The sequence below is a fragment of the Metapseudomonas boanensis genome, assembly GCF_018704125.1.
Classification (GTDB): Bacteria; Pseudomonadota; Gammaproteobacteria; order Pseudomonadales; family Pseudomonadaceae; genus Metapseudomonas; species Metapseudomonas boanensis.
In genome coordinates, this window is sequence record NZ_JAGTIS010000022.1 from 24,940 (window position 1) to 38,084 (window position 13,145).

At 61.9% G+C, this 13,145-nt stretch carries 10 protein-coding genes; 4 read left to right on the plus strand and 6 right to left on the minus strand.

The window, feature by feature from the left end; all coding sequences use genetic code 11:
* Positions 1 to 185: 185 nt before the first annotated feature.
* Positions 186 to 1,442, minus strand: a complete 1,257-nt coding sequence (locus J7302_RS24125; protein ID WP_251702248.1) for an MFS transporter — start codon at positions 1,440 to 1,442, stop codon at positions 186 to 188.
* Positions 1,443 to 2,235: 793 nt separating this feature from the next.
* On the opposite strand from J7302_RS24125, the gene quiC reads away from it, so the two are divergent.
* Complete coding sequence (gene quiC / locus J7302_RS24130; RefSeq protein WP_215380758.1) at positions 2,236 to 4,146, plus strand: 3-dehydroshikimate dehydratase QuiC; 1,911 nt, start codon at positions 2,236 to 2,238, stop codon at positions 4,144 to 4,146.
* A 99-nt stretch (positions 4,147 to 4,245) separates the two neighbouring features.
* A complete protein-coding gene (locus tag J7302_RS24135; protein WP_215380760.1) occupies positions 4,246 to 4,914 on the plus strand; it encodes a TetR family transcriptional regulator in 669 nt (222 codons plus the stop codon).
* A gap of 153 nt (positions 4,915 to 5,067) precedes the next feature.
* On the opposite strand, the gene J7302_RS24140 is transcribed toward J7302_RS24135, so the two are convergent.
* The 4 genes from J7302_RS24140 to J7302_RS24155 form a co-directional block, all read right to left on the minus strand.
* Positions 5,068 to 6,648: a malate:quinone oxidoreductase gene (locus J7302_RS24140; protein ID WP_215380762.1), complete on the minus strand. Its 1,581-nt coding sequence runs from the start codon at positions 6,646 to 6,648 to the stop codon at positions 5,068 to 5,070.
* 182 nt (positions 6,649 to 6,830) lie between these two features.
* A complete protein-coding gene (locus tag J7302_RS24145) occupies positions 6,831 to 7,448 on the minus strand; it encodes a helix-turn-helix transcriptional regulator (RefSeq protein WP_215380764.1) in 618 nt (205 codons plus the stop codon).
* Positions 7,449 to 7,509: 61 nt separating this feature from the next.
* Complete coding sequence (locus J7302_RS24150) at positions 7,510 to 8,145, minus strand: hypothetical protein (RefSeq protein WP_215380766.1); 636 nt, start codon at positions 8,143 to 8,145, stop codon at positions 7,510 to 7,512.
* A gap of 139 nt (positions 8,146 to 8,284) precedes the next feature.
* Complete coding sequence (locus J7302_RS24155) at positions 8,285 to 9,709, minus strand: mechanosensitive ion channel family protein (protein WP_215380768.1); 1,425 nt, start codon at positions 9,707 to 9,709, stop codon at positions 8,285 to 8,287.
* Between the two features lie 141 nt (positions 9,710 to 9,850).
* Between J7302_RS24155 and J7302_RS24160 the strand changes: the two genes are divergently transcribed.
* A complete protein-coding gene (locus tag J7302_RS24160; RefSeq protein WP_215380770.1) occupies positions 9,851 to 10,192 on the plus strand; it encodes an FKBP-type peptidyl-prolyl cis-trans isomerase in 342 nt (113 codons plus the stop codon).
* A gap of 20 nt (positions 10,193 to 10,212) precedes the next feature.
* On the opposite strand, the gene J7302_RS24165 is transcribed toward J7302_RS24160, so the two are convergent.
* Entirely contained in the window at positions 10,213 to 10,962 is a 750-nt protein-coding gene (locus J7302_RS24165; RefSeq protein ID WP_251702245.1) for a TIGR01458 family HAD-type hydrolase, read from the minus strand.
* A gap of 594 nt (positions 10,963 to 11,556) precedes the next feature.
* Between J7302_RS24165 and ilvA the strand changes: the two genes are divergently transcribed.
* On the plus strand, positions 11,557 to 13,071 hold the full coding sequence (gene ilvA, locus J7302_RS24170; protein ID WP_215380826.1) for a threonine ammonia-lyase, biosynthetic: 1,515 nt from the start codon (positions 11,557 to 11,559) through the stop codon (positions 13,069 to 13,071).
* The last annotated feature ends 74 nt before the right edge of the window (positions 13,072 to 13,145 follow it).

A 13,145-nucleotide genomic window follows, 5' to 3' on the forward strand; every position in this document is an offset into this window, starting at 1 on the left:
GCGTGAAAAAAACCTGTAAAAAAGGTGAGTCGCCAGTAGCCACATTGTCTTCCTCTATGCGACGGGCGAACAGAGAATATGCAATCTAATGGAGGGGTGATCGTTACGATCGAGAGGCAGGGAAGGGGCTGAGGCTGAGGCTGAGGCTGAGAAAGGAGGCCCGGGACCGGGCCTCCGAGGTGACATTACTCTTCGATGTGCTCGATCTTGCGCGGAGCCATGAAGTACAGCCAGGTGAGAGCGATGAAATACATCGCCGGAATCATGGTGAACAACACCGCGTAGTTGTTGTTGGTGGCGGTCAGCACGCCACCGACGATCTGGGTCATGAACATGCCGCCAATCGCGGCGCACATACCTCCGAAGCCAAACACGGTGCTCATCATGTACTTGGGGGTGTAGTCCATTACCAGGCTCCAGATGTTGGCGGTCCAGGCCTGGTGCGCTCCCACAGCGAGGGCGATGGCTAGAACCGCGACCCACAGACCGCTGGCATTGGCGGCGAAGACCACGCCGACGATGGTGCAGGCGAAGATCAGCATCGACACCAGGCGAGCGGTGATCGAGCGGACGCCACGGCCGATCAGCCAGGACGAAAGGATGCCGCCGCCCACACTGCCGAAGTCGGCGGTCAGCCAGATCAACATCAGCGGAATACCCATCTGGGTCACGCTGATACCCAGGTTGTACTGCTGGTTGAGGAAGGGCGGCAGCCAATAAAGGTAGAACCAGAACACCGGAGCAGTGATCGAGTAGGCCAGGGCAAAGGCCCAGGTGCCGCGCATGCGCAGGATGCGGGAGAAGGGTACCTTGACCGGCTCGGGCTCGACTTCCTGGTTGATGTAGTCCAGCTCGCTCTTCTGCACACGCGGATGCTCTTCCGGGTTGTAGTAGTTCAGAGCCCAGAACACCAACCAGACAATGCCCAGCAGGCCCATGCCGATAAAGGCGGCTTGCCAGCCCCAGACGGAGAGAATCAGCGGCAGCAGGGCTGGCGTGACCATGGCGCCGACGTTGGTGCCGGCGTTGAAGATGCCGGTAGCCAGGGCGCGTTCCCCAGCCGGGAACCAGAGGCGCGTGGTCTTCACGCAGGCCGGGTAGTTGGCCGCTTCGGTCAGGCCGAGGATGAAGCGGCAGACCATGAAGCCAACGGCCGAAGTGGCCAGGCCATGGGCGCCGGTGGCCAGGCTCCAGAGCAATACCGCGAAGAAGAAGGCGCGTTTGACGCCGACCTTGTCGATGAAGCGACCCTGGAGGATGAAGCCGACGGCATAGCCGACCTGGAACCAGAAGTTGATGTTGGCGTAGTCCATCGCCGTCCAGGCCATCTTCTCAGCGAGGATCGGCTGCATCACACCAAGCGCGGCGCGGTCGATGTAGTTAAGGGTGGTGGCGAAAAACACCAGTGCGAGCATGTACCAGCGCGTTTTGCCGACCGCCATGGCGCCGCGGACCTTGCCGAATATGCCGCCATGCGCGACAGCGCTGTCAGGGGTGATGCGAGTGGTGTGGGACTGAATCATTTTTGTTTGGCCATCCGTTCTAGGGCTGGGCTTCACGCCAGCCGGACTTCGTCAGGTCCTGTGGCGACATCAGATGTGCGCTCAGCTCGTCGCGAAGTTGTGCTCGAGCCTGTCGACCGGCGCCGTTGTGGCTGGTCGTTCGCTGGAAATCCGTGTTTGCCTGGGGACCGGTATCCGTCGCTCCGGAGTATCCGGAGCAGGTCGGGAGCCCGACTTACTGGGTGTGTGGTAACGCGGCAGTCCGGCAGGGAAGGAAACTGCACGCTCGGCCCAGGTTGGCCGGAGACGCAAGGAGCTTGTGGCGAATGGAGGGAGTTGCGGCTGGTACAACATTGAGTGCGAGCATGAGCAGGTACCCGTTTCTTGAAATTGTTATGTCGTGACGCTGGGTCGCTTTTGCAGGCCCCCTGGTGGCTTGGGCTGGGCAGTGAATCGGCCGCCGGGTGGTTGTCTGCGAGCTGTTGATCATGTTGCGCAGTGATCGAAAAAGCGTCAATTCGATTACCGGCCTTCTGTTCGATAAACGAACACAAAACTAACTAGTTCGTACAAATAAAATTGATGTGCTGACTGTACGCGCGAATAATCGATTCCACCAGAAAGCAGTAGAGATTTCCGATCGCTTGTGGGGGTGAATCATTTGCCGCCAAAGAAAACCTGCACCCAGCCGCTGACCAAAGAGCCGGCGCCAACTCACCAGGAGCTGAAGAGCATGCAGCGTTCCATTGCCACCGTCTCCCTGAGCGGTACCCTGCCGGAAAAACTGGAAGCCATCGCCGCCGCCGGGTTCGACGGCGTCGAGATCTTCGAGAACGACCTGTTGTACTACGCCGGCAGCCCACGCGAAATCCGCCAGCGTTGTGCTGACCTCGGCATCGCCATCACCCTGTTCCAGCCTTTCCGCGACTTCGAAGGCTGCCGTCGTGATCGCCTGCAGAAGAACCTCGACCGCGCCGAGCGCAAGTTCGACCTGATGGAAGAGCTGGGAACCGACCTCGTGCTGGTGTGCAGCAACGTCGCGCCGGACTCCCTGGGCGATGAACAGATCCTCGTCGACGATCTGCGCCTGCTGGCCGAGCGTGCAGGCGCCCGTAACCTGCGCATCGGATACGAAGCCCTCGCCTGGGGCCGCCACGTGAACACCTGGCAACAGGTCTGGAATCTGGTGCGCCAGGCCGATCACCCGGCCCTTGGCGTATTGCTCGATAGCTTCCATACCCTGTCGTTGAAGGGTGACCCGACCGCCCTCGCCGATATTCCTGGCGACAAGATCTTCTTCGTGCAGATGGCCGACGCGCCGTTGCTGAACATGGATGTATTGGAGTGGAGCCGGCACTTCCGCTGCTTCCCCGGCCAGGGTGAGTTCGACCTGGCAGGTTTCCTCGCGCCGATCATCCGCAGCGGCTACACCGGCCCGCTGTCGCTGGAGATCTTCAACGATGGTTTCCGTGCTGCACCGCCACGCGCCAACGCGGCCGATGGTTTGCGCTCGTTGCTCTATCTGGAGGAAAAGACCCGCAAGCTGCTGGCCAAGGACCCCGTGCCTCCGGCCAACCTCGACATCCTCTTCTCGCCGCCACCGGCCAGCCGCTACGACGGTGTGGAGTTCCTCGAGTTTGCCGTCGACGAGGCCCAGGGCGCCAGGCTCGCCGGCTGGCTCGAGCGCCTGGGCTTCGCCCGCGCCGGCAAGCACCGCTCCAAGGATGTGAGTCTGCTGCGCCAGGGGGACATCAACATCGTGCTTAATGCCGAGCCCTATTCGTTCGCCCATGGCTACTTCGAGTCCCACGGGCCGTCACTTTGCGCCACCGCTCTGCGGGTCAAGGACAGCGCCTCGGCCCTGGAGCGCGCCTGTGCGTTCAAAGGCCAGCCCTATCGTGGTCTGGTCGGGCCGAACGAGCGGGAGGTCCCTGCCGTGCGAGCCCTGGACGGCAGCCTGATCTACCTGGTCGAGCAGGCGCCGGCGGGGCAGACCATTTACGACAGCGACTTCGTACTCAACCCCGATGCGGTCGAGAGCGGCAACCTGCAACGCATCGACCACATGGCCCTGGCGCTACCGGCAGACGCTCTGGACAGCTGGGTACTGTTCTACAAGAGCCTGTTCGACTTTGAGGCCGACGATGAGGTGGTCCTGCCCGATCCTTACGGCCTGGTGAAAAGCCGTGCGTTGCGCAGCCGGTGCAGCACCGTGCGGCTGCCGCTGAACATCTCGGAAAACCGCAACACGGCGATTTCCCATGCACTGTCCAGCTACGGTGGTTCGGGCGCACACCATATCGCCTTCTCCTGTGAAGACATCTTCGCCGAGATCAGCCGCGCCAAGGAGGCCGGGGTTCCGCTGCTGGATATCCCGTTGAACTACTACGACGACCTGGCGGCACGCTTCGATTTCGACGACGAGTTCCTCAGCGAGCTGGCTTACTACAACGTGCTTTACGACCGCGACGCCCAAGGCGGCGAACTGTTCCATGTCTACACCGAACCCTTCGAAGGGCGCTTCTTCTTCGAAGTCCTGCAACGCAAGAATGGCTATGCCGGCTACGGTGCGGCCAACGTTGCGGTACGCCTGGCAGCGATGGCCAAGGCGCGGAGCGGCGCTGCCCGCCAGGCCAGGCTGTAAGTCAGGCAGCGGAGACCCGGCGGACTCTGGACGCCGGGCTTCCTTAGCCATGCTGGCCAGACCATAATCGCTACAGTTTCCGCTGGCCGTGAGCTCAAGATGACCATAACCGCCGAACGCCCCGAAATGCCTGCCGAGGCACCTCGCAAAGGGCGAAAGAACAACCCGGAGAAAACCCGCGAAGACATTCTCAAGGCGGCCATTGCCGAGTTCGTCCAGCAGGGGCTTTCCGGCGCCCGCGTCGACTCCATTGCCGAGCGCATGCAGACCTCCAAGCGGATGATCTACTACTACTTCGGCAGCAAGGAGCAGCTCTACGTCGAAGTGCTGGAGAAGCTCTACGGCGATATCCGCAGTACCGAGGGCAAGTTGCATCTGGCGGAGCTGGATCCTCGCGAGGCGATACACCGCCTGGTGGAGTTCACCTTCGACCATCACGAGAAGCATGTGGATTTCGTGCGCATTGTCAGCATCGAGAACATCCATCATGGCGAGTACGTCAAGCAGTCTGCTGCCATCCGCTCCATGAGCAACACCATTCTCGATGCCCTGGGCGACATCCTGCGCCGGGGTGAGGCTGAAGGTGTGTTCCGCCCCGGGGTAAACCCCCTCGACGTGCATTTGCTGATTAGCTCGTTCTGCTTTTACCGCGTCTCCAATCGCAGCACCTTCGGCGAGATCTTCCAGATCGACCTGGCCGATGAGCAGGTCAAGCAGCGCCACAAGGTGATGATCTGCGAATCGGTCCTGCGCTACCTGCAGGCTTGAGGTTCGTTTTCTCTCGTATGGTGACGAGGGGGGCGGCGAAGAGTCTTCGTGACAGGTGTGTGGCCCGCTCTGCGAATGAGTTCGCACCCACAAGCGCGAGTGCCGGCGCCCAGCAGGCGGGCCAGTGGCCTGCCGGGCGATCCGGGAGATGGATCAGTTGTTGGTGAACGCTTCGGGCTGAACCTGCTCGAAGGTCAGTTGCAGGCGCTCGCTGCTCCAGGCGCGGACCTGGTTGGTCAGTTCCAGGTTGTTGTTCAGCTTCTGGCCATAGGAGGGGATGATCTCCTTCAGCTTGGCCTGCCATTCTGCGCTCTTGACCTCGTCCTTGAACGTCTTCTCCAGCACCGTGAGCATGATCGGCGCGGCAGTCGAAGCACCCGGCGATGCGCCCAGCAGTGCAGCGATGCTGCCGTCTTCGGAACTGACCACTTCAGTGCCGAATTGCAGGATACCGCCGTGCTCCGCATCCTTCTTGATCACCTGCACGCGCTGGCCAGCCTGCAGCAGTTCCCAGTCTTTGGCCTTGGCTTCGGGGAAGTACTCGCGCAGTTCGGCGATGCGGTCTTCCTGGCTGAGCATCAGTTGGCCCATCAGGTAGGTGCTGAGGTCGAGGTTGTCGAGGCCGGCATGGGTCATAGGGCCGATGTTGTCGGTGGTCAGCGCGCTGAACATATCGAGCATCGAGCCGTTCTTCAGGAACTTGGTAGAGAAGGTCGCGAAGGGTCCAAACAGCAGGACCTTCTGGCCGTCAATCACGCGGGTATCGAGGTGCGGCACGGACATCGGCGGCGAGCCGACCGACGCTTTGCCATAGAGTTTCGCCTGATGACGGGCGACCACTTCCTGATTGCGGGTCACGAGGAACTGCCCACCCACCGGGAAGCCCGCATAGCCTTCGGCTTCCGGGATGCCGGATTTCTGCAGTAGCTTGAGGGCGCCGCCGCCGGCACCGATGAAGACGAACTTGGCCTTCACGCGGGTTTCCGCACCGCCATTGGCGAGGTCCGCCATCAGCACGCTCCAGGTGCCGTCGTCGTTCCGGGTGATGTCGCGCACGTCATGCTGCAGGCGCAGTTTCACGTTTCCGTCGCGGGTCAGCGATCCGACCAGCTGGCGGGTGATCTCGCCGAAGTTCACGTCGGTGCCGATGGCCATGCGCGTGGCAGCCACTTTCTGCTCAGGCGAACGGCCTTCCATCGCCAGCGGGGCCCACTGTTTGATCTGGTCGAAGTCTTCCGAGTACTCCATGCCTCGGAACAGCGAGCTGTGCTGCAGCGCTGCGTGGCGCTTCTTGAGGAAGGCAATGTTGTCGTCGCCCCAGACGAAGCTCATGTGAGGCACGTTATTGATGAAAGACTTCGGGTTGCTCAGCACGTTCTGCTGGACCTGATAGGCCCAGAACTGCTTGGAGATCTCGAAGGACTCGTTGATCGCCACGGCTTTGCTGATGTCGATGCTGCCGTCGGCGGTTTCCGGGGTGTAGTTCAGCTCGCAGAACGCCGAGTGACCGGTGCCCGCATTGTTCCAGGGGTTGGAGCTCTCCGCCGCGACCTGATCGAGGCGCTCGACGATATCGATAGTCCAGTCAGGCTCCAGTTCGTGCAGGTAGGTACCGAGGCTTGCACTCATGATGCCGGCACCCACCAGCAGGACATCGACCGACTTTTCGGGTTCTTTGTTTTGGGAACAGCTGGCGACGCTCAGGCACAGGAGCGCCAGCAGGATCTTTTTCATGGGGCAGTCCATTCATTAATTCATACAAGGCGCGCACCAACGGCAAAGATCGTGCCGGGTTCTTGATATGTGTATGAACTGGGCCCCGCAGGCGCTTGGCCCGCTGTTGCGACTCGTGTCGTTTGGCGGAATCCCGCCATGGTAGGCATGTTCACGCGTTAAAGCTGGCGGGTTTCCGCCTTTCATTCCGGCTTGCGCGTGAGATGGAAGCGGCAGACGTGCCCCGCACGGACCATGCATTCAAGGTGTTCCACGGTGCCGCCGGCGAGGGCGCCGATCAGTGCCAGGTCCAGCTCGCAGACTTCCGGGTGGGCCGCTGCCAGGTGATGGAAGACGCAGTTGTGCGCGATGATTTCTGGCTCACCGGAGGAGCGGAAGAAGACTTCGGCCTCGTAACCGACCTGGTTCATGTGCTCGACGATGCGTGCCTCGTCCACCACCTGCTGCTCCATGTCGGCGGCCAGCTTGCGGCCCAGGGTCCGCATCAGCCGGAGTAGTGCATCGCGGCCGATCAGGCCGGCGACTTCGTCGATCAGCAGGTCGGCCAGCATCTGGTATTGCCGGGGGAACAGTTCCCGGCCTTGTGCGGTGAGCAGATAAAGCTGTTCGGGGCGTCGGCCGGTGGGGCGGGTTGCGCCACGGACGATCAGCCCGTCGCGCTCCAGCGCGGCCAGGTGCTGGCGTATCGCCGTACGGGTCACGGCCAAATGGTCGGCCAGTTCGTCGATGCTCATGCCGGCCGCCTGATACAGCAATGCGCCAAGCAGATCCTGTTGTGTCCGTCCCATTCCTTGAAACATCCGACTACCTCTCGATCCTTGGTTCTGGGGAGGAGGGCGCTGGAGCGCCCTCAGCGTCGTTTCAGAATTTATCCGGGAACTGCTTGACCAGCGCTGCGGCCAAGGTGTCTGCCAATGCCAGCATATGCTCACGCATGGCTTTCCAGGTCTTCGCTTCGGCTGCGTAATCCTTCTTGCTCACTTGGTCGACCTGGACCACGTGGTGCCCACCGTGGGCACTGAGCATGGTAACCAGGGTGCCTTCCGGCAGGTTGGGGTTGGCAGTGGCGAGGAACTTGGCGATGGCCTTGGCGTTGCTGGTCAGTTCAGCGACGGCAGCGTCCTTGCCCGTCGCGTTTTTGGCGACCGAAGCGTCACTGTAGTGCTTCACTGCGCTCCAGTGCCCGGCCAGCAGTTTGAGCATCTGGTCTGCCGCTGGCTGGCCATAGAGCGGAGCGAGGCTGTTGGCAATGGCCGTGGCATTGGCCACGACTTCGGTGCCGGCGGCCTCGGCCTGCTTGCGCTGGCCCTCCTGGTTGGCGACCACGTAGTTCCTGACCCAGAAGATGTGCTCCACCCACAAATCGCGCAGTGCCAGGCGCGTGTCGAGCGCGGCGGCGCCCGGTGGGGCCTGGACGGCCTGGTTCTGGTCCGTCTGGCTCCAGGCGGGTTGGGTGAGAACGGCAAACAGCAGCAAAGCCATTGTCCTGATGTTCATGACGCTACCCTCACGGTGTGGAATGCGTACAAAAACAATTAAAGCATAAAAATATGACAATATTGTCAAAAGACTCTAAACGTCGCATCACCGGATGAACGGTGGACGACTCAGGGTCGGGAAAGATGGAGCGGGACGCTTATTTCTTGTGCAACCAGCTCAGGAAGCCACCTTTCTTGATCGCTTGTGGCTTTTGCAGCAGTAACGAGTTGCTGGCCTGCTCCCGGAAACTGCGTAGCCGATTCAGCGCGGAGCGGACCTCGATGCGCTGGTCGAGGCAGGTGCGAATGGTGTCTTTCTCGATGCGATAAAGGACGCAGGAGGTGAGGGTGGTGAAACGGGCCTGGGAGGGCGAGTCGTTGACGATGCCTTCTTCACCGAGAATCTCGCCCGGCCCCATGCGGCCGACCTCAACCATGGCGTTGCCATCGGCGACGGAGGCCGAGACGACGCCGGTGGCGATCACCAGCAGGCAGTCGGAGACTTCGCCCTCGGCGAGCAGCACCTGGCCGGTCGGGAACTCCACGGCCAGCATGCTCTGGCTCAAGCGATCCTTTTCGTCGCTGCTGAGTGCACGGAAGATCTTCACGTCATCCAGCAGCAGGCGCTGGCGTGTCCAGGGCGTCTGGGCCAGGTCGGTGTTCCAGGCAATGCCAGCAGCCTCCAGATGACGATGAGCCAGGTCGTACATGAGGTTGCGGATCTCGGCCTTGTTCGTCCCGGCACGTACGAAGCCACTGGCTTCATACTGCATCGAGTTCAGGTCCGATCCTTTTATGGCGACCTTGGGCTTTGGGTCCGGGAGCAGGGCGCTGATGCCTTGGATGGTCTTCTCCAGGGCGTCCAGCACCCGGCGAGGGCGAACCTGGGCCGGGATCGTCAGGCTGATGGACACGCCGTTGATGTCGTTGGGGCGGTTGTAATTGAGGATCTTCGCCTTTGCCGCCACCGAGTTGGGAATCACCACCGTATTGCCCTGGCTGGTCAGCAGATGGGTGGCGCGCCAGTCGATTTCCACCACCTTGCCTTCGGTGCCGTCGATGGCGATCCAGTCATCCAGCTGGTACGGCTTGGTGGTGTTCAGGACGATGCCGGAGAACACGTCGCTCAGGGTGCTCTGCAAAGCCAGGCCGATGACGATGGCCATGACGCCCGAGGTGGCGAGCAGCCCCTTGACTGGCAGCTGCATCACGTAGGCCGCTGCGGCCACGATGGCAATCAGGAAGATCACCGCGCCAAGCACATCCTGCAACAGCCGCCCGGCATGACCGATACGCGGCATCAACAGGCCCAACACGACGGTGAGAGTCCGCGCACCGAACAGCCACCAGACGATCTCCAGCGCCGTTGCCGTGAGGTTGTGGGCGGTCTCGGTAAAGGGCGGCGGCTGCAAGGGGCTGACGCCGGCGTCGATCAAGACCCAGCTATAGAGCAGAAAAAGCACCAGGCGGCAGAACGCGCGCCATGCCCTTTGCTCCGTCGGGATCGCGCGCCAGGCGAGCAGGTCCACCAGCAACAGGACGCTGCAGGCAACCAGCGGATGGCTTTGGACAAGTGCGAGCATGAAATCCCTTCCGAAAATGATTGACGCCGCGGGCTGTGGGTCACGTTAGCTCAGGGCCGGGTGCTTGCCAGGGCGGACAAATCTTGAGAAAACGCAGCCGGGGCAGCCACCTGGCGCTGACCGAACGAAAGAGAACAGGTCATGAGCAGCGAATTGAAGGTCGAAGATATCCAACTCGGTGACGGTAAAGAAGTGGTCAAAGGCGCTTTGATCACGACCCACTACAGCGGCTACCTGGAGGACGGCACCCAGTTCGACTCCTCCTACGATCGCGGCAAGCCGTTCCAGTGTGTCATCGGCACCCGCCGGGTCATCCAGGGGTGGGACAAGGGGCTGATGGGCATGAAGGTCGGGGGCAAGCGCAAGCTGTTCGTCCCTGCGCATCTCGCCTATGGAGATCGTCAGATTGGCGAACACATCAAACCGAACTCCAACCTGATCTTCGAGATCGAGTTGCTGGAAGTGCTGACCCGCGATGATTGAGTACGGCGCGTAACAGCCGATCAGCAGTAGCGCTGAACGGCCTCGGCCAAGTCCGAAGCCAGCAGTGCCGTCGGTGCTTTCAACTCATCGCCGGGCCTGTACTTGCCGGTCTTCACCAGACAGGCATGCAGTCCGGCGGCCAGGGCTCCGAGGACGTCCGCCTCGACGTCATCGCCAATCATCAGCGCCGCATCGGGCCTGACACCCAGCTCATCCAGGGCACTGGCGAAGAAATCCGCAGACGGCTTGCCGAGCACCAACGCCGGCTTGCCTGCTGCGTATTCGAGCGCGCGGACAAAGGGGCCAGCGTCCAGGTGCAGGGCTCCCTGGCTGCGGAAGTAGCGGTTGTCACCCATGCAGATTAGCGGTGCGCCCTCGATCAGCAACTGGAACGCGCGGTCGAGGTGGGGGTAGTCGAAGCGCATTTCCGCATCGCCGAGGACCACGGCATTGGGCTCTGGCAAGTCGAGCAGTTCGGCGAACTCCTCTTCGAGGTCTGGATGGATCAGGCAGTATGGCCGTAGCCCGTGTGCCTGAACGTGGCGGAGCACAGCCTGCGGTGCGCTGAACAGTTGCTCGGGGACGACCGTGAAGCCCATGGCGGTCAGTTTGCGGTGGATGGCCGTCTTGCCCTGCCGGGAGGTATTGGTGACCAGCCGCAATGGGTAGCCGTTGGCCTGCAGCGTTCGCATTGCTTGCAGGGCCCCCGGCAAGGGCTGGTCATCCTCGTAGAGCACCCCGCTGATGTCGAGCAGCACTGCCTGCCACATGGCCAGAGCCTCCGTCGCGTGAACCAGACTCCAACAACCCTAGGCCTTATGCGGCTGCATGCAAGGCAGCCACTGCCTCGTCGTTGCTGCGGCGGGACTGACAAAGACATGGTTGCGAAGGGTACCGGCCGTTGCAGGCCGCCATCGGGTGGCAGTCCAGACGGATTCTGGGCTCAACCCGTGAGCAGGAGCAGCAACAGCGCGACAACTGATCGAAACATGGCAAGCCTCGAATGACGTCAGCACCCAGGCTAGCGTCAGCTGACATGTCGATCGCCTAACCTGAGATTGGCGTCAGGTTGGGGCGTTCCGCTACGCCGGGCACTTCCGACGACATCTACCCCTTGACCCATTCCACCGACCCACCCTAAAGTGCGTCGCATGAATTATTCCCTGTCGTTGTTCGGCCAATCGATTATTACCGCCATTCCAGCAATGGCGGGTTAGCCAGCAACCACACCGAACCCGCCCTTGAGGCGGGTTTCTTCTTCTGTCTCCTGGGCCAAAATGTCGAACCAGGAGACGTGCATGACCACCCTCGCTTTCCAGCCCGCCAGTGACCTGACGGAATTTCCGCGCGATTCCCGCGAAAGCCTGCTCAAGTACTACGTGCGCAAGACGCTGTCGGCGCCGGTGTATGACGTCGCCATTGAAACGCCGCTGCAACCTGCCCGTCAGTTGAGCGAGCGACTGGGCAACCAGATCCTGCTCAAGCGGGAGGACCTGCAGCCGGTCTACTCCTTCAAGATTCGTGGCGCCTACAACAAGCTGGTGCAGCTGAATACCGAGGAGCGGGCGAGCGGGGTCATCGCCGCGTCGGCTGGCAATCACGCCCAGGGCCTGGCCTTGGCGGCGAAACGCCTGGGAGTCGTGGCGACCATCGTCATGCCGCGCACCACACCGGAGCTCAAGGTGCAGGGCGTGCGATCCCGCGGCGGCAAGGTGGTGCTGCACGGCGATGCTTTTCCGGAAGCACTGGCCCACGCGCTGAAGTTGGCGGAGGAGGAGGGCTACACCTTCGTGCCGCCTTACGACGATCCGGACGTCATCGCAGGGCAGGGCACGGTGGCGATGGAAATCCTGCGGCAGCATCCTGGACGACTCGACGCGATATTCGTGCCGGTCGGTGGCGGCGGGCTGGTCGCCGGAATCGCTGCTTACGTGAAGTACCTGCGCCCGGAGATCAAGGTGATCGGCGTCGAGCCGGATGACTCCAACTGCCTGCAAGCGGCCCTGGCTGCCGGTGAGCGCGTGGTGCTCGGTCAGGTCGGTCTGTTCGCCGATGGCGTTGCGGTGGCGCAGATTGGCGTACATAACTTCGAGCTCTGCCGCCAGTTCGTCGATGAGGTGGTCACCGTCAGCACCGACGAGATCTGCGCGGCGATCAAGGACATCTACGACGATACTCGCTCGATCACCGAGCCTGCCGGCGCCTTGGCCGTGGCGGGCATCAAGAAATATGTCGAGCGTGAAGGCGTTCACGGCCAGACCCTGGTCGCCATCGACTCCGGCGCCAATATCAACTTCGACCGCCTGCGCCATGTTGCCGAACGTTCGGAGCTGGGCGAGCAGCGTGAAGCCATCATCGCCGTCACGATCCCGGAGCGGCCGGGCAGTTTCAAGGCTTTCTGCGAAGCGATCGGCAAGCGCCAGATCACCGAATTCAACTACCGCTACAACACCGACGACGAAGCGCACATCTTTGTCGGCGTGCAGACCCATCCGGAAAATGATCCGCGCGCGGCGTTGGTGGAAAGCCTGCGCAGTCAGGGCTATCCGGTGCTGGACCTGACCGATAACGAAATGGCCAAGCTGCACATCCGCCATATGGTCGGAGGCCGCGCCGCGTACATCGGTGAGGAGCGGCTGTTCCGCTTCGAGTTTCCCGAGCGCCCGGGTGCGTTGTTCAACTTCCTCGACAAGCTCGGCGGGCGCTGGAACATCACCCTTTTCCATTACCGCAACCACGGCGCTGCCGATGGCCGCGTGCTGGCCGGGCTGCAGGTGCCCGAGGACGAGTGCCACCTGATCAATGAAGCGCTGGACGAGATCGGTTACCCCTATTGGGACGAGAGCGACAACCCGGCCTGCAAGCTGTTCCTGGGTTGAAACGGCCGTGTGCCTTACCCCTTTTCCGCTTGCGGGAGAGGGGAAGTAAGGCGCACGGTCCAGGCATCCAATCA

Bases quoted from the DNA above. Each gene is read 5' to 3' on its own strand.
- J7302_RS24125 (WP_251702248.1), bottom strand. From the start codon at position 1,442: ATGGCGGTCGGCAAAACGCGCTGGTACATGCTCGCACTGGTGTTTTTC.
- quiC (WP_215380758.1), top strand. From the start codon at position 2,236: ATGCAGCGTTCCATTGCCACCGTCTCCCTGAGCGGTACCCTGCCGGAA.
- J7302_RS24135 (WP_215380760.1), top strand. From the start codon at position 4,246: ATGACCATAACCGCCGAACGCCCCGAAATGCCTGCCGAGGCACCTCGC.
- J7302_RS24140 (WP_215380762.1), bottom strand. From the start codon at position 6,648: ATGAAAAAGATCCTGCTGGCGCTCCTGTGCCTGAGCGTCGCCAGCTGT.
- J7302_RS24145 (WP_215380764.1), bottom strand. From the start codon at position 7,448: ATGTTTCAAGGAATGGGACGGACACAACAGGATCTGCTTGGCGCATTG.
- J7302_RS24150 (WP_215380766.1), bottom strand. From the start codon at position 8,145: ATGAACATCAGGACAATGGCTTTGCTGCTGTTTGCCGTTCTCACCCAA.
- J7302_RS24155 (WP_215380768.1), bottom strand. From the start codon at position 9,709: ATGCTCGCACTTGTCCAAAGCCATCCGCTGGTTGCCTGCAGCGTCCTG.
- J7302_RS24160 (WP_215380770.1), top strand. From the start codon at position 9,851: ATGAGCAGCGAATTGAAGGTCGAAGATATCCAACTCGGTGACGGTAAA.
- J7302_RS24165 (WP_251702245.1), bottom strand. From the start codon at position 10,962: ATGTGGCAGGCAGTGCTGCTCGACATCAGCGGGGTGCTCTACGAGGAT.